Raw genomic sequence first — 20,324 nt, 5'->3', positions numbered from 1 at the left:
TTCCGTGTCGTCCGCAATGCCAACGATGCTCACGGCAACTCTAGTGTGAAATAAATTTCACTGTAAGAATTTTTTATCATTTTTGTTGACGCCCTTCCGCTCCGTCCGCTACAGACTCTGTGTGCAATAATAATTGCATCATGAAAAAAATTGCATCTGACATCAAATGTTGAAATATTTGGTGCCAAGAGCAGCAAAAGCTCAAACAGGAGGAAACGATGAGACGGTTAGGAATTACCGGGGCACTCGCCTCGGCGGCGGTGGCCGCGATGCTGACGACGGCCACGACGGCGTCGGCGGAAAGCAAATTTCAGTGCGAACCGGGTGAAACCTACATCATGAACGTCATGGTGTCGGCGCATCCCTATTGGGTGCCGGTCTATCAGGGCTTCAAGCAGGCGGCGGAAGCGATGGGCTGCGAGACGATCTTCTCGGGCACACCGGATTACGACATCACCAAACAGATCGCATCCTTCGAACAGGATCTGGTGAAGCAGCCGGCGGGTGTCCTGCTGCATCCGATGCAGTCCGATCCCTTTATCGAGCCGATCGACCGCGCCATCGACAGCGGCATCGAGGTCGTGACCTTCGCGGCGGATTCGCCGAAGTCGAAACGGTCTGCCTACATCACCTCGGACAATCTCGCCGAAGCGCGTTTCGCGGCGGAAGAGATCGTGAAGCAGATCGGCGACAGCGCCGAATATGCGGTTCTCGAAAATCCGGGGCAGAGCAACCACGATCTGCGGGTGACGGCGCTGATCTCCTATATGGAACAGCACTATCCGAATATGAAACTGGTCGGTCGCCAGGCCACGAACCAGGACAGCAACGCCGCCTACCGGGCGACGGCGTCGATCCTGCAGGCCAATCCCAATCTGGGTGCGTTGTGGATTCCGGAAGCCGGATCGGCGGAAGGGGCCGTGGCGGCGGTGCTGGAGGCGAAGGCCGACGTGCTGATCATGCATGCGGACGTCACGCCGACGACGCTTGAGCATATCAAGGCCGGCAACATCCACATGGCCTTGAACCCGAACCAGGGCATGCAGGGCTTCATGGGCTTCGTCGCGACGTTCATGGCGGCGCATTCCGATATGTTCGATCCATTCAACGACTATAAGGTGTCGGGCTACAATCCGATGCAAATCCCGTTCGTCGACAACGGTTTCGCGGTGATCACCAAGGACAACGCGGAGTCGTTCGATCTGAACGCCTATATGCAGGGTCGGGATCCGAACTGAGGTCCCGTAACGCCCTTGGCCCGCCTGCTCCATACTCCCAGGGGCAGGCGGGTTCGGGGGATCGGACCCGCACCGGATATTGAGCGCCATCATGGAACAGACACCGATCCTGAAAATTGACAAGGTCAGCAAGTCTTTCGGACCCGTCCAGGCTTTGCGATCCGTCGATTTCGATCTGCTGCCCGGCGAGATTCATGCGATCGCGGGTGAGAACGGCGCCGGCAAGTCGACGCTGATGAACATCATCGACGGAATCCTGCAGCCGGATGAGGGGCGGATCTTTTTCCGGGGCGAAGCGGTGGAGATTGCCTCACCCGCCGTGGCGCAACGCCTCGGTATCGGTTTTGTGCATCAGGAAATCGCTCTATGCCCCGACGTATCCGTGGCTGAGAATATCTGCATGGGCGCAACGGCGACGAGCCGGTCGCTGCTCATGGACTACAAGGATATCGACACGCGCGCCCGAGCGGCCTTGCGCGAACTCAGCGACATTTCTCCGGCGGCGCTTGTGCGGGACCTGTCGATATCCCAGCAGCAGTTGGTCGAAATCGCCAAGGCGCTGACCCTGGATTGCCAAGTGTTGATCCTGGACGAACCGACGGCGGCCCTCACCGAGAAGGAAGCACAAATCCTGTTCGGAATTATGCGCCGTCTCGCGGATCGCGGCATTTCCATCATTTATATCTCCCATCGTATGGTCGAGATATTCGAGAACTGCGATCGCGTTTCCGTCTTCCGGGATGGGCAATACATCACCACCCGCGATGTGGCGGACATCACCCCGTCCGATGTCGTCGCCGCCATGGTCGGGCGGGTGATCGACACTCTATATCCCGACAAGCAGGCGGCGCATGAGCGATCCGACGAGGTCATTCTGGAAATTCGCGACCTGACGGAGGCCGCGCGGTTCCGTAATGTGTCCTTCGATCTGCGGCGCGGCGAAATTCTGGGCCTGGCCGGATTGATCGGTGCGGGCCGCAGCGAAATCGCCCGGGGAATCTGCCGTCTTGAAGGGAAGGTCACGGGCGAGGTCCGCCTGAACGGCAAACCCATCGACATTCGGCATTATCGCGACAGCATCGATCAGGGAATCGTCTATCTGTCCGAAGATCGGAAGGGCGACGGCGTTTTTCTGGATATGTCCATCGCGTCGAACATCGCCGCGCTTGCCGTGGAACAGGTGGCGACCCGTTTGGGGATCGTCGACGATTCGCGGGAGGCGGATCAGGCGGTCCGGTTGGGACAGTCTCTGGGCTTGAAATGCGGCCATATTCGGCAGCCCGCATCCGCGCTGTCCGGCGGCAACCAGCAAAAGGTGGCGATCGCAAAGATGCTGTCGGTCGGGCCGAAGGTGATCTTCCTGGACGAACCGACCCGCGGCGTCGATGTCGGCGCAAAGGCTGAAATCCATCGTATCCTGCGCGATCTTGCGCGGCAGGGTGTGGGCATTTTCGTCATCTCGTCGGAACTGCCGGAATTGATCGGCCTTTGCGATCGCGTCCTCGTGCTGCGCGAGGGGGAGATCTCCGGCGAAGTGACCGGTGACGCGATGACCGAAGAAAACATCATGTATCTCGCCTCCATCGAACAAGAGCGGGAGCAAACGGCATGAGGGTGGAAATGCATATGGACAAACTGGCGGAGCCGTCGGCGGAAACGCCGAAACCGGCCGGGATCGCGGAGGCGGTCAAGCGTCTTCTGGGCATGCGCGAAACGGGCCTGATCGCCATTATTCTGGTTCTTTTCGTGGTGATGTCCTTCGCCTCTCCATATTTCCTGACATGGGTGAACATGCGGGCCATGGCGATGGCATTCGCGGTCGAGGGCATCGTTGTCGTTGGCATGACGATCCTGTTGATCTCCGGCGGGATCGACCTTTCCGTCGGGTCCGTGACGGCGCTGGCGATGGTGATCGCGGGATTGCTCTTCCTGGCGGGCGTCGATCCCTGGACGGCGTCGGCGGTGTCCATTCTGGCCTGTACCGGTATCGGTGCGGTGATGGGGTTCTTCGTTACACGGATTGGGCTGCACCATTTCATCGTGTCGCTGGCCGTCATGGTGATCGCGCGCGGGGCCTGTCTTCTCGGAACCGGGGGGCGGCCCCTCGGTCTCTACACATTGCCGCCGGAATTCAAGTTCATCGGCCAGGGCGCTATCGGCGTCATCCCGGTGGTGATCGTGATCTTCCTCGTCGTGGTCGTGGCCTTCGATTTCATGCTGCGGCGGACCACCCTGTTCCGGAAGGTCTTCTATACCGGCAGCAATGAGAAGGCGGCCGCCTATTCCGGCATCCGCACCAAGAAGGTGGTGTTCCTGACGACGACCCTGTGTTCCGCGCTATGCGGCGTCGCCGGGGTGATTTACATGGCGCGCTTCGGATCCGCGCAGCCGACATTCGGTATCGGTATGGAATTGAACGTCATCGCCGCGGCGGTGATCGGCGGGGCCAGCCTGAAGGGTGGGTCGGGCACGATTTTCGGCGCGATCCTCGGCGCGATCCTGCTGTCGGTCGTGTCGAGTTCCCTGGCGCTACTGGATGTCTCCGTCTACTGGCAGGACATCATTCGCGGCTCGATCCTGCTGACCGCGGTGACCGTAGACCATTTTATCAACAAGAAACGGCAACAGGCGGCTTAGTCGCGATATTCCGGAAAGAAGCATGGCTGTACGTAAAGAAGATTTTGAGACGATCCGGCAGATTCACACGGTGTTGGTCCTGCATTTCATCGAAGGGATGAAGCAGTCGGACATCGCGGCGAAGCTCAACCTGTCGACCTCCAAGGTGAACCGTCTGATTACCCAGGGCCGGAGCCTCGGCATGGTGAAGATCGCCATCGAAAGCCCGTATCAGGGGCTGGTGGATCTCGAACAGGGACTGGTCGAAGCCGCGAGCCTGTCCACCGTGGTCGTCGCGCCGACCGTGTCGGGCAATCCGGACACAACGCTGCAACAGGTCGGCCGCGCCGCCGCGAACCACTTGTTGGAAACCATCCGCGACGGCGACGTCATCGCCATCACGGGCGGGAAGGCGGTCAGCGCCGTGGCGGAAAACCTTCAGCCGGAGCGCGGCTTCGACGTGACGGTCGTGCCCCTGACCGGCGGCGTGCAGGGAAAATACTATACGGATGTGAATCATCTCGCGACGCAGATCGCGGAACGACTTGGCGGAAAGGCGATGCTTGTCCATGCGCCCCTTTTCGCGGAAAGCCGCGAACAACGCGACATGCTGATGGGCATGGCGTCGATCCGGGAAGTCTTCGACCTTGCCCGTCGCGCATCGGTCGCGCTGGTCGGGATCGGCTCCATCTTCGCGCCGGGATCCAGCTATTTCGACCTGCATCCGATGCCCAATCCCGACCGCAAGCAGATGGTCACCGGCGGCGTCATCGCCGAATTCCTGGCCCATTTGATCCGCCGCGACGGCACCCTGGCAGATTATCCCCTCAATTCGCGCCTGGTCGCGCTCGACCCGACGGAGCTTGCGGCCTGTCCGCGCACCATCGGGATCGCGGCGGGGGCGGGCAAGGTCGAACCGATCCAGGCCGTGCTGAACGGTGGATTGCTCAATTCGCTGATCGTCGACGAAGAAACCGCGGACAAGGTCCTCGCAACATTTGGAGAGTCGAAACATGTCGCCTGAAATGCTGACCCGCCCCATTGGAAAATCCGGAATTGAAGCCTCCGTCGTCGGGCTGGGCACCTGGGCGATCGGCGGCTGGATGTGGGGCGGAACCGACGAATCCGACTCCATAGACGCCATCCGTGCCTCGATCGACGAAGGCGTGTCGCTGATCGATACCGCGCCCGCCTACGGTCAAGGCCTGTCGGAGGAGATCGTCGGCAAGGCGATCAAGGGACGCCGCGACGCGGTCGTGCTTGCGACGAAATGCGGGCTGGTCTGGCATGTTCAGAAAGGCAATCACTTCTTCGACTATGACAGCGGTCCCGTGCACCGCTATCTCGGCCGGGAGTCGATCGTCCACGAGGTCGAGCAGAGCCTGAAACGTCTCGGCACTGACTATATCGACCTCTACATCACCCATTGGCAGGATCCGACGACGCCGATCGACGAAACGATGGCGGCGCTGGAGCGTCTGAAACAGGACGGTAAAATCCGCGCAATCGGCGCGAGCAACGCCTCGCCGGAAGATGTCGCCGCCTATCTGGCCGCCGGGCAACTCGATGCGGTGCAGGAGGAATATTCCATGGTCAAGCGCGACCTGGAAACCACCTTGCTGCCGCTTTGCATCGAAAACGGCGTATCGACGCTCAGCTACTCATCGCTCGCGCTGGGGCTGCTGTCGGGCAAGATCGGTCCGGATCGCGTCTTCACCGGGGACGATCTGCGCAAGGACAATCCGCGGTTCTCCCTCGCCAATCGACAGAAGGTCGCGGGCCTTATGCGGGCGATCACGCCGATCGTGGAAGCGCATGGCGCGACGCATGCCCAGGTCATCATCGCTTGGACGCTTCAGCAACCGGGTATCACCTTCTCGCTCTGCGGTGCGCGGAATGCGGACCAGGCGCGGGAAAACGCGAAGGCGGGACGCCTTCGCCTGACACAAACGGATATCAACGCCATCAGCGAGGCCGCCGGAACGCATCTGACCGATCTCGACGCCTGAACCGACACGAACACCTAGAGGAACACATCGACCGCCGCCCGTCGTGGCGGTGAACGGGAAAGCCATGCCTGATCAACGGGACGACAATCTGAACAAGGTCCGGAACGCCGGTCACGTCGATGTCATCGTCGTCGGCGGCGGTATCAATGGGATCGGCGTGTTTCGGGACCTGGCCTTACAAGGCGTGTCGGTCCTGCTGGTGGACCGTGCGGATTTCTGTTCGGGATGCAGCGCCGCGCCGTCCCGCATGATCCATGGCGGGTTGCGGTACCTGGAAAACGGGGAATTCGGCCTGGTTCGGGAATCCTTGCGGGAACGCGATGCGCTGTTGGTCAACGCGCCGCACATGGTCCGACCGTTGCCGACGACGATTCCGATCACGTCGTTGTTTTCCGGTATGTTGAACGCCGCCGTCGGCTTCATCGGCGGGAAGAGCCAACCGGCCCAGCGTGGCGCCTTGCCGGTCAAGATCGGCCTGTCGCTCTATGATTGGGTGACGCGCGACCGGCGTTTGACGCCCAAGCATGTCTTCCGCAATGCCGCTGAAACCGCCGCCACCTGGCCGGGATTGAAAGGCGGATTGTCCGGAACCTTGCGCTGGTCGGCGACGTATTTCGATGCCTGGATCAGTCATCCCGAACGATTGGGGGTGGAACTCATTCTCGACGCGCAACGCGATGCACCGGATGCGATTGCCTTGAACCATGCGGACATCGTGCGGGTCGGCGACGGCTTCGCGGTGACGGATCTTCTGACCGGGGAACGCATCCGTATCGGGACCAGCCTTGTCGTCAATGCGACCGGCGCGTGGCTCGACGAAACGAACCGGGCGCTTGCCGGGGCCGGACTGCCGACGGAACCGTTCGTCTCCGGCACGAAGGGCTCTCACCTCATCATCGATAAACCGGCACTGCGGGACGCGCTCAACGGCCATATGATTTTCTTTGAAAATTCGGACGGCCGTATCTGCATCGTCTTTCCCTATCTTGGCAATGTGCTGGCCGGATCGACGGATATTCGTGTCGATAAGGTCACCCGCGTGCGATGCGAGACGGAAGAGCGGGATTACATTCTGGAATCCCTGCGGCTGATTTTCCCGGAGATCGAGGTGACGCCGGACGATGTGGTGTTCAGTTACAGCGGGATCAGGCCGTTGCCGCGAAGCGATCACGATTTTACCGGGCGCATCTCGCGGGGGCATTCCGTCGAACGTCTGGACGGGAATCCGCCGCAGCTCTGTATGATCGGCGGCAAATGGACCACGTTCCGGGCCTTCGCCGAAGAAGCCACGACAGAGGCCCTGAAATGTCTCGGCAGGCCGCGTGTGCGCGACACGCTGTCCCTGCGGATCGGCGGCGGCGCAGGTTATCCCGAAGATCCGGACACGTTCATTTCCGACCTATCCGCAGACCATGATCTTTCCAAGGACCGGGCAGCGTATCTTTTCGATCTATACGGTACGCGCGCGCGGGATGTCGCCGCCTTTTGTGCGTCCTATCCCGGGGATAAGGCGCTGGATGAAGATTGTTCGATGACGACGGGAGAGGTCGCGTTCCTGCTGCGCCAAGAATTCGCGGTTACGCTGGGTGATATCGTGTTGCGCCGAACGGCGCTGGCGATACGGGGGGAGATTTCCGCGCGGCGCCTCGATCGGATTGCGGAGATCGTCGCGGCGGAACGCGGATGGGACGATGCCCGCCGCGATCAGGAGATGCAAAAATTGGTTGCCGAGCTCGACGCCTATTACGGCGTCAGTCCGGCCATGCTGGAAAACAGAGACAGGAGACGAGAATGAAAATGCGCATCAGCACCAAGGCGCGAATGAACAGGCTCTTCAACAAGGGCGGTTGTCTGGATGTTGCCGTGGATCACGGTGTCTGCAACGAGCCGAGCTTCATGGTGGGCTTGGAAGATATGGCGGCGGTTGTGAACACGCTGGTCGACGCGGGTCCGGATGCGATCCAGATGGCCTATGGGCAGGCCGACTTACTGCAAAACCGCCCGGAACGGGACAAGCCTGCGCTCGTCATGCGCATCGATATGGGCAATCCGTATAACGATCAGCGTCACCGCGTTATGTGGTCAATGCTGCAAAACCACGACGAACCGATCATCGGGGCGTTGGAAATGGATGCGGCCTGTGTCGTCGTGAACCTGTTCATGCTGCCGGACGAACCGGAACTGTTCCGTCAATGCGTCGAAAATATCAGCAAGGTCCGCGCCGCCTGCCATCGATACGGCATGCCGTTGATGATCGAACCGTTGGTGATGCTGCCGAACGAGGTGCGCGGCGGCTATCAGGTCGATGGCGATGCTGACAAGATCGTTACGCTGGTACGGCTGGCATCCGAAATGGGGGCGGATATCATCAAGGCGGACCCGACCGAGAATCCGGAAGATTTCCACCGTGTTGTGGAAGCGGCCCGCGTGCCGGTGCTTGTGCGTGGCGGTGGCAAGGAAGACCTGAAAACCGTGCTGGCGAAATCGGCGAAGCTGATGGCGCAGGGGGCAAAAGGCATGGTCTATGGCCGCAACATCTATCAGCATGACAATCCGCGCGCCGTGGTCCGGGCCCTGATGGCGATGATCCATGACGGCGCCGATGGCGACGAAGCCTGGGACATCTACAACAGGGGCTGATGCGGTGACCTATCTCCTCGGACTCGATGCCGGCAACACAGTGATCAAGGCAGTCCTGTTCGACGGGGCTGGCCGGCAAGTCGCGATGCATGCGTTGGACGGGCATTCGTCCACGCCGCAACCGGGCCATGTCGAACGCGACCTGGACGAATTGTGGACCAATGCCGGTACCGCCATTCGGGCCTGCATCGATGCTGCGGATATCGATCCGCACGACATCGTAGGGGTCGGTTGTGCCGGTCACGGCAATGGGCTTTATCTATTGGATCGCGACGCGGCCCCCTTGGTCGGCATTCAGTCGCTGGATTCCCGGGGCGCGGCTCTCGCTACGGAATTGTCCGCATCGCACGGTCCGGCGTTCCAGGATATCTGCCTGCAAAAGCCTTGGCCGTCGCAGACGCCGACCCTCCTCGCCTGGATGAAACGGGAACGACCGGATATCTATGCCCGCGCGGGCACCGTTCTACTGTGCAAGGACTTCATTACCTTCATGCTGACGGGGGAACGGGTCAGCGACGTTTCCGACATGTCAGGCTGCGGCTTCGTCAAACTGCCGGAAGGCATCTATGACGAAACCTTGATGGGGCTTTACGGCCTTGAAGATGCCATGCCGCTGTTGCCGCGCTTGATCGACCCGTCGGCGGTTGCCGGCCGCGTGACGAAAGCGGCGGCGGCGCTGACGGGGTTGGCCGAGGGGACGCCGGTGATCGGCGGCTATTTCGATGTGATCGCCAGTGCCATAGGCTCAGGCGTCGTAGCGCCGGGGGACGCGTCGATCATCGCCGGAACCTGGTCGATCAATCAGGTCTTTTCGGAAACGGCGGTGAACGACCCCAATGTCTTCATGGTCTCGAAATTCGGCCAGAACCGTTACGTCACCATCGAATCCAGCGCGACCTCTGCGGCCAATCTCGAATGGTATGTCCGCGAATTCGTGGAACGCTACGGTCACGCGTCGGATCCATTCGCGGTTTGCAATGACCGTGTCGCGAGTGTGATACCCGCGCCGGACGATCCGTTGTTTCATCCGTTCCTGTATGGATGTCGACTTGGGGCGGAATTCCGGGGTGGCTTCCACGGGGTGGCGGGCTGGCATACGGACGCTCATCTGCTGCGCGCGCTGTTCGAAGGGGTGATGTTTGAACATCGCCGGCATATCGATGTGCTGATGGCGGCGGGGTTGCCGGTGCGCCATGCCGTCCTGTCCGGCGGCGGCGCGCGCAGCTCGCATTGGCCGCAAATCTTTGCCGACGGGATCGGCATTCCGGTCGCCACGGCGGAGGCGCGGGAGACCGGCGCGCTGGGTGCGGCGATCGGCGCAGGAGTGGGAACGGGGCTCTTTCCCGATTATGAGGCGGGCATTCGCGTCATGACGCGACCCAAGGATCGGTTCGACCCGGACCCGTCAATGCGCGATCACTACGATCGTCGTTATGATCTGTATGGGAAATTGCGGGACGTATTGCGCACCTTCTGGACCGATTTGCAGCACGGGGCGGGGTCGACATGACGCCTGTTTCGGAACCGGTATTGGACGGCGACTACGATTACGTCATCGTGGGCGCGGGCACGGCGGGCTGCGTTTTGGCGAACCGGCTGACGGAAGACCCGTCGGTGCGGGTGCTGCTGTTGGAAGCCGGGGGCAGCGACCGGTACCACTGGGTGCAAATCCCCGTCGGATATCTCTACTGTATCGGCAATCCGCGCACCGACTGGTTGATGAAGACCGAACCGGAGGCCGGGCTGAACGGGCGGGCCCTTGTCTATCCGCGCGGCAAGGTCCTGGGGGGCTGCACATCCGTCAACGGCATGATCTATATGCGGGGGCAAGCCGCCGATTACGACCGCTGGCGGCAGATGGGCAATATCGGGTGGGGCTGGGACGACGTGCGTCCCTATTTCCTGAAATCGGAAGATCACCATGGCGGCGACGGTCCCCACCACCGGGCGGGGGGCGAATGGAAGGTCAGTCGTCAGCGGCTGTCCTGGGATATCCTGAAGGCCGTGCAGGAGGGCGCACGGGAATTCGGCATCGAACCGCGGCCGGATTTCAACGACGGCGACAATGAAGGATCCGGCTTCTTTGAGGTGAACCAGGATAAAGGGGTTCGGTGGAATACGGCGAAAGGCTTCCTGCGGCCCGCGTTGAAGCGCCCGAATCTCCGGGTTCTGACCGGCGCGCATACGGATGAGCTTGTCATTGATGGAAACCGCGTGTCCGGTGTGCGTTTCCGACGGAGAGGCGGCCACTTTCTGGCGCGCGCGACTTCCGAAGTTCTCTTGGCGGCCGGGGCGATAAATTCGCCGAAGATTCTCGAACTCTCCGGGATCGGGAACGCCGACATCCTCCGCGAATGCGGTATCGCCGTCCGGCATGAGAAGCCCGATATCGGGGCCAATCTTCAGGATCATCTACAAATCCGCACCGTCTATCGCGTTGAAAACGCCAAGACGCTGAACACCCCCGCGAACTCGCTGGTCGGCAAGATGGGCATGGCGTTGGAATATGCGCTGTTTCGGAGGGGACCGCTCTCGATGGCGCCCAGCCAGTTCGGCATGTTCACGAAGTCCGATCCCGCGCTGGAGACGCCGGACCTAGAATACCATGTTCAGCCCTTATCGACGGATCGCCTGGGCGATCCCCTGCATTCGTTCCCGGCAATTACGGTTTCCGTCTGCAACCTGCGTCCCGAAAGTACCGGTACCTGTCATGTCAGCGGACCCGACCGCGACCGGCCCCCGGCGATCCGACCGAACTATCTGTCGACGGAGGCGGATCGCCGCGTCGCCGTCCTGGCGGTGCGTCAGGCGCGTCGCATTATGACGGCGAAGGCCCTGGCGCAGTATCGACCTGACGAAATACTGCCCGGACCCTCTGTCGAAAACGACGACGACTTGATCCAGGCAATCGGGGATATCGCGACGACGATTTTCCATCCCGTCGGAACCTGCCGCATGGGGGTGGACGCGCGTGCGGTCGTTGCCCCGGACCTCCGGTTCAACGGGTTGGACGGACTGCGCATCGTCGACGCATCGATCATGCCGAAGATCGTCTCCGGCAACACGGCCTCTCCAGTCGTCATGATCGCGGAGAAGGCGGCGGACATGATCCGCAGGAACCATTAGATCCAGGCCTGTAAACGTTTGATGTTTATAGCCGGGCCTATCGCTCTATTATACATGCCGACACTTGGGGATTCGCGTTATCCGTCTTGCGATGGATCGGCCTTTTACATTGGATGGACCGGGCCGGCGAAGACAGGAGGGCGTGAATGAGCGGTGCGACCCAGGATGGGCGCCGGAAGCCGGGGCGGCCGAATGTGGCCGAGGAAACCGACCTGCGGGATGTGATCCTGGATCAGGCGGAACTGGCCTTTGCGGAATCCGGCTTTTCCGGCACGCGGACACGAGACGTCGCCGAGCGTGCGAAGGTCAATCACGGGCTCATCCGGTATTATTTCGGGTCGAAAGACGCGCTGTTCGAAGCCGTGTTCCGGAGGCGGGGCGGCGTCGTCTCGTCCCGCCGCCTGACCCTTTTGGAGTCCTTGCTGGCGGAAAACACCGCGCCGTCGGTGGAAGACATTCTGCATGCCTATCTCAAACCGCAATGGGATATGAAGCACAGCGGGCCGGCCGGGGCGGCCTTCATTCGTCTGCAGGCACATATCCATGCGGAAACGGCGGAGCGGGCCCTGAAGCTCAGAAGCGAAGTCTATGACGCATCGCTGAAGCGCTATATCCAAACTCTGTCGTCAGTTCTGCCCGAAATCCCGACACAGGTGGTTGCCCTCCGCATGGCGTTCTTCATCGGCTCCTATCTATTCATGCTGAACGACTTGGGTCGGCTCGGCGACCTGACGGATGGCGAGACCACGCATCTCGAACCCGATGCGATGCTGCATCATCTCGTGCGGTTCTTCGCTGCCGGCATGCGCGCGCCCGTAGCCTGAAAAATTGGCGATCTGAAGATTTCTGCATCAATATCCTTGTAATTATCCAAATGGATAATAAAACAATGAGAAATGAAATTCAGGGAGACGACCATGAAGCCGTTCCGTGTCGGGCAGATCGTTCCGAGCTCAAACATCACAATGGAAACCGAGATCCCGGCGCTGCTGCGGTCGCGCGAAACGATCGCACCGGAACGCTTCACCTTTCATTCGTCGCGCATGCGCATGCGTCACGTCACCAAGGAAGAACTCGCCGCCATGGATGCGGACAGCGACCGCTGTGCGCTGGAGCTCAGCGACGCAAAGGTCGACGTCATGGGCTATGCCTGTCTGGTCGCGATTATGTCGATGGGACACGGCTACCATCGCGCCTCTCAGGAGCGGTTGCAGAAAGTCGCCGCGGAGAATGAATGCCCGTCACCGGTCGTGAGTTCGGCCGGGGCGCTGGTCGACGGTATCCAGGCAATCGGAGCGAAGAAGGTGGCCGTCGTCGCGCCCTATATGAAGCCGCTGACCGAAATGGTCGTCGACTATATCCGGAATGAAGGGATCGAGGTCTCGGAATGGCGGGCTCTCGAAATCTCGGAGAACCTGAAAGTCGCGGCGCATGATCCGATGAATCTGCCCGCCATCGTCTCCTCGATGAAGACGGATGATGTCGACGCGATCGTGTTGTCCGCTTGCGTGCAGATGCCGTCGCTGGCGGCGGTCTCCATGGTCGAGGCACTGACCGGCAAGCCGGTTCTTACAGCCGCGATCGCCACGACTTGGTCGATGCTGCGCGCGCTCAAGCTGGACACCCGTGTGCCCGGCGGCGGCACGCTTCTGTCCGGCGCGTTCTGAAAAAGGGGAAACCGATGATCACAGGATACAACATCAAGGCCAACGGCATCCGGCACCATTTGATCCACTATCCGGGTCAGGGTCCGGAAATGCTGCTGATCCCCGGCATCACGTCGCCGGCGATCACCTGGGGATTTGTCGCGGAGCGTCTCTCCGAGGCATTCGACGTTCATGTCCTCGACGTGCGGGGACGGGGGTTGAGCCAAGCCGGGGCATTGGACTATTCGCTAGATGCGATGGCAGAGGATGCGATTGCCCTGGTCGATGCGTTGGGCCTTTCCGATCCCGTGATCCTCGGGCATTCGATGGGCGCCCGGACGGCAATCCGGGCAGCTCGGATGAAGCCGGGCACATTCTCGCAACTGATCCTGGTCGACCCGCCGGTCAGCGGTCCTGGTCGCCGGGCTTATCCGTCGAAGCTCCCCTGGTATGTCGACAGTATCGAAATGGCAGTTGGCGGGTGTTCCGCTGAAGACATGCGCGCCTTCTGCCCGACCTGGACAGAGGACCAACTCGCGCTTCGTGCCGAGTGGCTGCATACTTGCCAGACGGATGCCATCGTGACGGCCTTCGAAGGGTTCCATACGGACGATATCCACCAGGATCTGCCGAAAGTGCAGGACCCGATGCGGCTCGTCCGGGCGGGGTCGGCAACGGTTATCCTCGATGAGGATGTTGCCGAAATCCAGGAGTTGGCGCCAACAATCGACGTCCGCACGGTTCCCGACGCCGGACACATGATTCCCTGGGACAATCTGGAAGGCTTTCTGGAAGCGGTGATGGATCTCGGCGCCCGCTAGGCGTCGGGCACAGGATGACGACAGCAGGAGGACGCGCTATGGACCAGGTCAGCTTTATGGAAATCTGCCTGCATCAGTTGAAGATGTCGGGCGTGAAAGAAGGTGAGAAACTCATCGTTCTGACTCAGGGCGCGGACCGATTGGACTACGCCGATGCTTTTTTGGCGGCGGGTCAGCAATTGGGCGCGCAGATGTATCACATGCGCCTCCCGTCGCCGCCGCCCGTGAGTGGATGGAATGTTGGCGTGACCGGTCTGGCGGCGCTGCCTGAGGCCGTCGAGGCACTGAAGCAGGCGGATATGGTGATCGACTGCATCTTCCTACTCTTCTCGGACGAGCAGATGGCGATCCAGGCCTCCGGGACACGGGTGTTGACGGCCGTCGAACCGCCGGAGCTTCTCGCTCGACTGCTACCGACCACTGAACTGCGCGAGAAAGTCGAGATCGGCGGAGAAATCCTCGCCAAGGCGCAGACCATGCGCATCACCTCGCCGCACGGAACTGACGTCACCTATCGTCTCGGCGTCTATCCGACGATCACCGAGTATGGCTGCACCGACGAACCGGGGCGTTGGGATCACTGGCCGGCGACATTCGTCTTTACCGGCGCTGCGGATGACGGAGTGGACGGTCAGATCGTGCTCGCGCCCGGCGACGTGCTGTTGCCATTCAATACCTATGTCCGGGAACCCGTGACCTACACCATCGAGAAAGGCTTCATTCAGGATATCCGAGGCGGCCTCGATGCGGAGCTGATTAAGTCCTACATGGCGAGCTTCAACGATCCGCGCGGTATGGGGATGAGCCATGTCGGCTGGGGTCTCGATCCGCGGGCGCACTGGCACGGGCTGACCGACTTCCCCGGCGGCATGGGCATGGAGCTGCGAAGCTTTTACGGCAATGTCATGTTCTCGACCGGCCCGAACAACGAACTCGGCGGCCCGAACGATACCGCCTGCCATCTGGATATTCCGATGCGGGGATGTTCGCTGTTCCTCGATGATGAGCCGATTGTGCTGGACGGCGATATCGCCGTTCCTGAAATGCGGTCGGAACGTCCCTGACAGCCGACCGAACGGGAAGGAAGCAAACCGTGGATCAGCAAAAAGTCTATTCGGATGCGGGCTTTGGACAGTCCGTGCCGCGCGGCACGCGCCCGGCGGTCATCGTTGTGGATTTCACCTATGGCTTTACGGACACGCAATATCCGACAGCCGCGGAGATGTCCGGGCCGATCGCGGCGACCCGGCGTATCACGGACAAGGCCCGGGCAATGGGGCTTCCCGTAATCTATACCACGATCGCCTACCAGCCCTGGGAAGTCGGGGCCCTGCCGTGGCTCAAAAAGGCGGCGGGAATGGCGGCCCTGCTGCAGGGAACGCGACTCGTCGAGATCGACGCGGCGACCGGGATCGAACCCGGGGATCCGGTGATCGTGAAACATGGCGCGTCCGCTTTTTTCGGCACCAACCTCGCGGGCCTTCTCACCGGCAGCGGGGTCGATACCGCCATTGTGACCGGTGCGACAACTTCCGGGTGCGTCCGGGCAACGGTCGTCGATGCCGTTCAGTCCGGTTTCAATGTGCTCGTGCCCGGCGATTGTTGCGGCGACCGTGCCGTCGCACCGCACGACGCCAATCTGTATGACATGGCGCAAAAATATGCAGACGTTACTGATTCAAAAGATATTCTGAGCTATCTCGACTCACTCTCCTGATCCCCTGGTCGCGTTGGAAGCGTACCCTTGATTATCATTTAAAAGGGGGTATACTCCATAAATACGGAGTGTGCTCACTAAAAAAATGATGGGACGGGAGAGTAAGGGCAATGACCCCGAAAATAACTTTTGAAGAGCATTTCATGGCGCCGGGATTCGAGCAGTATTCCGCGGCCTTTCTGAAGCTCATTCCCGCCGATCAGGCCGAGATCCTGATGCGCCGCCTCAACGACTTCGAAGGCGAGCGTCTCGACCTGATGGACAAGGGAAATATCGTTCGCACCATTCTGTCTCTGACCGGGCCGGGCGTTCAGGGAGAAGCGCCGGACAATGCGGTCGAGGCGGCCCGCAAGGCGAATGACTTTCTAGCCGGGAAGATTGCGTCCCGACCCGACCGGTTCAGCGGTCTCGCGGCCCTGCCGATGCACGACCCGGATGCCGCCGCGGCCGAGCTGCGGCGATCCGTGAAGGAGCTTGGATTCCTCGGGTGCCTCGTGAACGGGCATACGCATGGCACCTATTACGAAGGGGCGGAATACGATTCCTTCTGGGCGGAACTGTCGTCGCTTGATGTGCCCTTCTACCTCCACCCGACCAACGCTTATGCCAATCCCTATGTCCTGGAAGGGCATCCGGTTCTGTATGGGGCGACCTGGGGCTGGGGCGTCGAGACGGGCAGCCACGCGCTACGCCTCCTGTTTGGCGGCGTCTTCGACCGTTTCCCGAAAGTGCGTGTTGCGCTCGGTCATATGGGGGAAGCCCTGCCGTTTCTGCGATGGCGGTACGACAGCCGCTTTGGCGCCTATCCCATGGGCGTGACCCTGGATCGGGCCCCGTCCGCCTATTTTGGCCGGAACATCGTGATCACGACCTCCGGTGTCTGCTCCCATCCGTCGCTTCTCGGCGCGATCGGCGAAATGGGAGACGAGGCGGTCATGTTCTCCGTCGACTACCCTTACGAGGATAGCGGGGCGGCGGTCGAGTTTATCGAGTCGGCGCCTCTGGACGAAAAGACCCGACGCAATGTCTGTCACGACAATGCTGCGCGTCTCTTCGGTCTGCCGCTCCTTTCCGGGAAAGTGTGAGGCGTCATGGCCTGGTTTCAATCAATCCCGGCGGCTGACGTCCATACGCAGGGTGCGGTGGGCGTCGAGGTGGACGGGCTGCGCATCGCGCTGTTCTCGCTCGACGGAGACATCCATGCGACCGGCAATATCTGTACGCATGCCTTCGCGCTGCTGACCGACGGACATGTCGAAAACGGCTGCGTGGAATGTCCGCTACACCAGGGGCTTTTCGACATCCGTACCGGTAAGGCCCAGGGCACGCCGGTCACCAAGGACATCGCGACCTACGCGGTCGACATCCGCGATGGTCAGGTCTGGGTCGATACCGATTCCCGCCTTGCCGAGACGGACGCGGCGCCGGAGCACACGGAAAGCATGCCGGAGGATCCGAGGGCGCTGCTTATCGTGGGCGCGGGACAGGCCGGTGTCGAAACCGCCGTTGCCGCGCGTCAGAATGGCTTTGCCGGTACCATTACCCTGATTGGCGATGAGCCGGTTCTTCCCTACGAGCGTCCGCCGCTGTCCAAGGGTATGCTGATGGGCGAGTCCGGTCTGGACGAAGCGACGATATACAGCGCCGCGGAACTGGACGCCCTGAAGATTGAACTCCTGAATGGTATTCAGGTGTCCGGCGTTGACCGGAAGGCACGGCGTGTTTCTCTCTCTGACGGCCGGCAGCTTTCCTATGACATGCTTGTACTGGCAACCGGTGCTCGGGCTCGGGAACTCTCCGTCACCGGCAGCGACGAAACTTCGCTCTTCTATCTGCGTAACCTGCGGCATGCGAAATCTCTTGGCGAGGCTCTGCGTAAAGCGACACAGGTTGCTGTGATCGGCGGCGGATTTATCGGACTCGAAATCGCCTCCGCTGCCCGGAAGCTGGGAAAGCATGTCACCGTGATCGAAGCTGCGGCCCGCCTTATGGGACGGCTTCTGCCCGAAGAGGCTGCCGGATACATGCAGGAGCTGGCGGTGGCAAACGGCGTGGCGCTGGAACTGGGGCACACGACCGCCGCCGTATCCCGGGAGGGAGTTATGCTCGACGACGGTCGCATGGTGGCCGCCGATTGCATCGTGGTCGGTATCGGCGCAGTGCCGAATGACGCCTTGGCGCGCGAAGCGGGGCTGGCCGTCGCCGAGCGCGGCGGCATCCTCGTCAACCCAATCGGGCGGACATCGGACCCGGCGATCTACGCGGTCGGCGATGTCGCCGTGCATCGTGATGAGATTTCCGGCCGCGAACACCGTCTGGAGAGCTGGCAGAACGCCAATCTGACGGCCCGGTCGACCGGCATGGCGATTGCCGGGGCGGCCGATCATAGCATCGATCTCCCCTGGTTCTGGTCCGACCTGTTCGGCGGGACGGTCCAGATGCTGGGGCAAATGCGTGACGGTTTGACCCTTGTCCGCCGTGACGGAGGACAGGCGCCGGTATTCTTCGGGCTCAATGAAGAGGGGAGCATTGAACTGGTCGTCGATTTCGGCCAGCCGAAAGCGATCCAGGCGGCGCGAAGCCTGATGCTGGAAGGGACCGAGCTTTCCCCGGCATTACTGACGGATCGGGACGTCGATCTATCCCAATTGAACGAGGATGACATGAAGACAATTCCGCTGGAGAAACGCTTCGTCTGGCCGGCCACGGGCCTCGAACGGATACCGGACTGGGTTTATACCGATCAGGAAATCTTCGACCGGGAAGTCGAGCGGATATTCCACGGCAGGACCTGGAACTATGTCGGTCTGGAAGCGGAAATTCCCAATGCCGGTGACTTCATCCGGTCCTATGTCGGCCCGACCGCCGTCGTCGTGTCGCGCGACGAGGACGGGGGGATCAATGTTTTCGAAAACCGGTGTGCCCATCGCGCCGCAGAGTTCTGCCGGGAATTGCACGGCAATACGGACGAATTCGTCTGTCCCTATCACCAGTGGAGTTACGATCTGAAGGGGAATCTGGCCGGCATCCCGTTCCGTCGCGGCGCTGCCGGTAAAGGCGGAATGGGGCCGGATTTCCAGCCCGAGAAACACGGGTTGCGGTGCCTGTCCGTTGCCACGCGAAACGGCGCGATCTTCGCTTCCTTCGCGTCGGATATGGAAAGCGTCGAAGACTATCTCGGGGAGGACATGCTGAAGGATTTTGACGCGGTATTTTCCGGTCGCAAGATCAAGGTCCTCGGCCATTACCGGCATACGCTGAGCGGAAACTGGAAGCTTTATCCGGAAAATCTGAAGGACCCGTATCACGCGACGCTGTTGCATACGTTCCTGGTGACCTTCGGTCTGCTGGTGGCGGGCAATAAGTCGGCGATGATCGTTGACCCGAAAGGCCGGCATTCGACCATGGCCTCTGCCAAGTCAGATGCCGGTAAGGTGTCGGACGAGGATAAATCGCAGATGCGGGCCTATCGCGACGGGATGACGCTGGAAGATCCGCGCATGATGGATTTCGTGCCCGAATTCGACAGCCCGTGGTCAGTCACGATGCAGGTCGTCTGGCCGAACCTGATCGTTCAGCGCGAGATGAATACGCTGGGCGTGCGCCAGATCAACCCGACCGGCCCTAACGAGTTCACCATGGTCTGGACGATGTTCGGTTATGAGGACGACGACGAGGAAATGACGCGGCACCGTCTGCGGCAGGGGAATCTGATGGGGCCGGCCGGCTATCTCGGCATGGAAGACAACGAGGCCATCAAATTCGTGCAGGACGGCATGCTGAACACGCGCAAGGGCGAGCATCTGATCGCACTCGATCCGGAGGTGCCCGCCGGCACGTCGGACACGCTGATTTCAGAGGCGGCCATTCGCGCGATGTACAAATACTGGCGTCAGGAGATGGGATTGTGATGACCATGGATGCTCAGGAAAACTCGGTGGGGTCACCGCTGGACACACGGGAAGCGCGCCGCGAAGCGCGGTTGGCGATTGAGGAGTTCAACGCCGAATATTGCGCCGTTCTCGACGATGGCGCTCTCGAGGATTGGCCTGATTTCTTCACGGAGGACGGTTTCTACAACATCACCGCACGCGAGAATTTCGATCGCGGCATGCCGGTCGGTCTCGTCTACTGCGAGAGCCGTGCCATGATGCGCGATCGGGCTCTGGCCGTGAGCAAGACATCGATGTTCGGCCCACGGTTCCTGCGCCACTTTATCACGAATACGCGGGTTACGGGGATTGAGGCGGACGGCACGATCTGTGCGCAATCGAATTACATACTGCTGGAAGTTCTGATGGATGTGCCCGATGGCCGTCTGCATCAGGCCGGCCGCCTGTTTGACCGGTTCGAGCCGCAAAGCGATGGCGGGCTGCTGCTGAAGTCCCGCATCGCCGTATACGATACGCTGCTGGTGGCGAACGCCCTGGTGCTACCCGTCTGAGGTGTTGCCCGTCTGACTGGCCGGAAAAGAGAAAGCGGCCGGGCGGCCGCTTCAAGGTGATGATACC

At 61.1% G+C, this 20,324-nt stretch carries 17 protein-coding genes; all 17 read left to right on the top strand.

Annotated elements, in window-relative coordinates; genetic code table 11:
• Positions 1–218 precede the first annotated feature (218 nt).
• Positions 219–1,238 (top strand): substrate-binding domain-containing protein, encoded by a 1,020-nt coding sequence (locus HH303_RS02965; RefSeq protein ID WP_169623701.1) that lies wholly within the window; start codon positions 219–221, stop codon positions 1,236–1,238.
• A gap of 91 nt (positions 1,239–1,329) precedes the next feature.
• The gene (locus tag HH303_RS02960; protein WP_169623700.1) at positions 1,330–2,850 is read left to right on the top strand and encodes a sugar ABC transporter ATP-binding protein; all 1,521 of its coding nucleotides are present in this window, start codon (positions 1,330–1,332) and stop codon (positions 2,848–2,850) included.
• A gap of 14 nt (positions 2,851–2,864) precedes the next feature.
• Positions 2,865–3,875, top strand: a complete 1,011-nt coding sequence (locus HH303_RS02955; protein ID WP_169623699.1) for an ABC transporter permease — start codon at positions 2,865–2,867, stop codon at positions 3,873–3,875.
• Positions 3,876–3,897: 22 nt separating this feature from the next.
• A complete protein-coding gene (locus HH303_RS02950) occupies positions 3,898–4,878 on the top strand; it encodes a sugar-binding transcriptional regulator (RefSeq protein ID WP_169623698.1) in 981 nt (326 codons plus the stop codon).
• On the top strand, positions 4,868–5,863 hold the full coding sequence (locus HH303_RS02945) for an aldo/keto reductase (protein ID WP_169623697.1): 996 nt from the start codon (positions 4,868–4,870) through the stop codon (positions 5,861–5,863). Before HH303_RS02950 ends, HH303_RS02945 begins: the two co-directional genes overlap by 11 nt.
• Before the next feature lie 64 nt (positions 5,864–5,927).
• The gene (locus HH303_RS02940; protein WP_169623696.1) at positions 5,928–7,658 is read left to right on the top strand and encodes a glycerol-3-phosphate dehydrogenase/oxidase; all 1,731 of its coding nucleotides are present in this window, start codon (positions 5,928–5,930) and stop codon (positions 7,656–7,658) included.
• Positions 7,655–8,503, top strand: a complete 849-nt coding sequence (locus HH303_RS02935; protein WP_227421481.1) for a class I fructose-bisphosphate aldolase — start codon at positions 7,655–7,657, stop codon at positions 8,501–8,503. The genes HH303_RS02940 and HH303_RS02935 overlap by 4 nt, the downstream gene beginning before the upstream one ends.
• Before the next feature lie 4 nt (positions 8,504–8,507).
• Positions 8,508–10,013, top strand: coding sequence for an FGGY-family carbohydrate kinase (locus HH303_RS02930; protein WP_319637290.1), 1,506 nt, complete (start codon positions 8,508–8,510; stop codon positions 10,011–10,013).
• Complete coding sequence (locus HH303_RS02925; RefSeq protein WP_169623695.1) at positions 10,010–11,629, top strand: GMC family oxidoreductase; 1,620 nt, start codon at positions 10,010–10,012, stop codon at positions 11,627–11,629. The genes HH303_RS02930 and HH303_RS02925 overlap by 4 nt, the downstream gene beginning before the upstream one ends.
• Before the next feature lie 146 nt (positions 11,630–11,775).
• The gene (locus tag HH303_RS02920) at positions 11,776–12,453 is read left to right on the top strand and encodes a TetR/AcrR family transcriptional regulator (protein WP_169623694.1); all 678 of its coding nucleotides are present in this window, start codon (positions 11,776–11,778) and stop codon (positions 12,451–12,453) included.
• A 93-nt stretch (positions 12,454–12,546) separates the two neighbouring features.
• Complete coding sequence (locus HH303_RS02915; RefSeq protein ID WP_455011038.1) at positions 12,547–13,296, top strand: maleate cis-trans isomerase family protein; 750 nt, start codon at positions 12,547–12,549, stop codon at positions 13,294–13,296.
• 14 nt (positions 13,297–13,310) lie between these two features.
• On the top strand, positions 13,311–14,096 hold the full coding sequence (locus tag HH303_RS02910; protein ID WP_169623693.1) for an alpha/beta fold hydrolase: 786 nt from the start codon (positions 13,311–13,313) through the stop codon (positions 14,094–14,096).
• A gap of 38 nt (positions 14,097–14,134) precedes the next feature.
• Positions 14,135–15,160 carry a M29 family metallopeptidase gene (locus HH303_RS02905; protein ID WP_169623692.1) on the top strand — a complete coding sequence of 342 codons (1,026 nt, stop codon included), beginning with the start codon at positions 14,135–14,137 and terminating at the stop codon, positions 15,158–15,160.
• 29 nt (positions 15,161–15,189) lie between these two features.
• Complete coding sequence (locus tag HH303_RS02900; protein ID WP_169623691.1) at positions 15,190–15,813, top strand: isochorismatase family protein; 624 nt, start codon at positions 15,190–15,192, stop codon at positions 15,811–15,813.
• 110 nt (positions 15,814–15,923) lie between these two features.
• Positions 15,924–16,898: an amidohydrolase family protein gene (locus HH303_RS02895; protein WP_169623690.1), complete on the top strand. Its 975-nt coding sequence runs from the start codon at positions 15,924–15,926 to the stop codon at positions 16,896–16,898.
• A gap of 6 nt (positions 16,899–16,904) precedes the next feature.
• Entirely contained in the window at positions 16,905–19,724 is a 2,820-nt protein-coding gene (locus HH303_RS02890; RefSeq protein WP_169623689.1) for an FAD-dependent oxidoreductase, read from the top strand.
• Complete coding sequence (locus HH303_RS02885; RefSeq protein ID WP_227421480.1) at positions 19,724–20,257, top strand: aromatic-ring-hydroxylating dioxygenase subunit beta; 534 nt, start codon at positions 19,724–19,726, stop codon at positions 20,255–20,257. Before HH303_RS02890 ends, HH303_RS02885 begins: the two co-directional genes overlap by 1 nt.
• The last annotated feature ends 67 nt before the right edge of the window (positions 20,258–20,324 follow it).

It is taken from the genome of Pacificispira spongiicola, from assembly GCF_012926505.1.
Classification (GTDB): Bacteria; Pseudomonadota; Alphaproteobacteria; order UBA8366; family Aestuariispiraceae; genus Pacificispira; species Pacificispira spongiicola.
This window is presented reverse-complemented; position numbering and strand designations above follow the sequence as displayed.

Excerpts from the sequence above, each read along its gene's own strand:
- HH303_RS02965 (WP_169623701.1), top strand. The coding sequence starts at position 219 with ATGAGACGGTTAGGAATTACCGGGGCACTCGCCTCGGCGGCGGTGGCC.
- HH303_RS02960 (WP_169623700.1), top strand. The coding sequence starts at position 1,330 with ATGGAACAGACACCGATCCTGAAAATTGACAAGGTCAGCAAGTCTTTC.
- HH303_RS02955 (WP_169623699.1), top strand. The coding sequence starts at position 2,865 with ATGGACAAACTGGCGGAGCCGTCGGCGGAAACGCCGAAACCGGCCGGG.
- HH303_RS02950 (WP_169623698.1), top strand. The coding sequence starts at position 3,898 with ATGGCTGTACGTAAAGAAGATTTTGAGACGATCCGGCAGATTCACACG.
- HH303_RS02945 (WP_169623697.1), top strand. The coding sequence starts at position 4,868 with ATGTCGCCTGAAATGCTGACCCGCCCCATTGGAAAATCCGGAATTGAA.
- HH303_RS02940 (WP_169623696.1), top strand. The coding sequence starts at position 5,928 with ATGCCTGATCAACGGGACGACAATCTGAACAAGGTCCGGAACGCCGGT.
- HH303_RS02935 (WP_227421481.1), top strand. The coding sequence starts at position 7,655 with ATGAAAATGCGCATCAGCACCAAGGCGCGAATGAACAGGCTCTTCAAC.
- HH303_RS02925 (WP_169623695.1), top strand. The coding sequence starts at position 10,010 with ATGACGCCTGTTTCGGAACCGGTATTGGACGGCGACTACGATTACGTC.
- HH303_RS02920 (WP_169623694.1), top strand. The coding sequence starts at position 11,776 with ATGAGCGGTGCGACCCAGGATGGGCGCCGGAAGCCGGGGCGGCCGAAT.
- HH303_RS02915 (WP_455011038.1), top strand. The coding sequence starts at position 12,547 with ATGAAGCCGTTCCGTGTCGGGCAGATCGTTCCGAGCTCAAACATCACA.
- HH303_RS02910 (WP_169623693.1), top strand. The coding sequence starts at position 13,311 with ATGATCACAGGATACAACATCAAGGCCAACGGCATCCGGCACCATTTG.
- HH303_RS02905 (WP_169623692.1), top strand. The coding sequence starts at position 14,135 with ATGGACCAGGTCAGCTTTATGGAAATCTGCCTGCATCAGTTGAAGATG.
- HH303_RS02895 (WP_169623690.1), top strand. The coding sequence starts at position 15,924 with ATGACCCCGAAAATAACTTTTGAAGAGCATTTCATGGCGCCGGGATTC.
- HH303_RS02890 (WP_169623689.1), top strand. The coding sequence starts at position 16,905 with ATGGCCTGGTTTCAATCAATCCCGGCGGCTGACGTCCATACGCAGGGT.
- HH303_RS02885 (WP_227421480.1), top strand. The coding sequence starts at position 19,724 with ATGACCATGGATGCTCAGGAAAACTCGGTGGGGTCACCGCTGGACACA.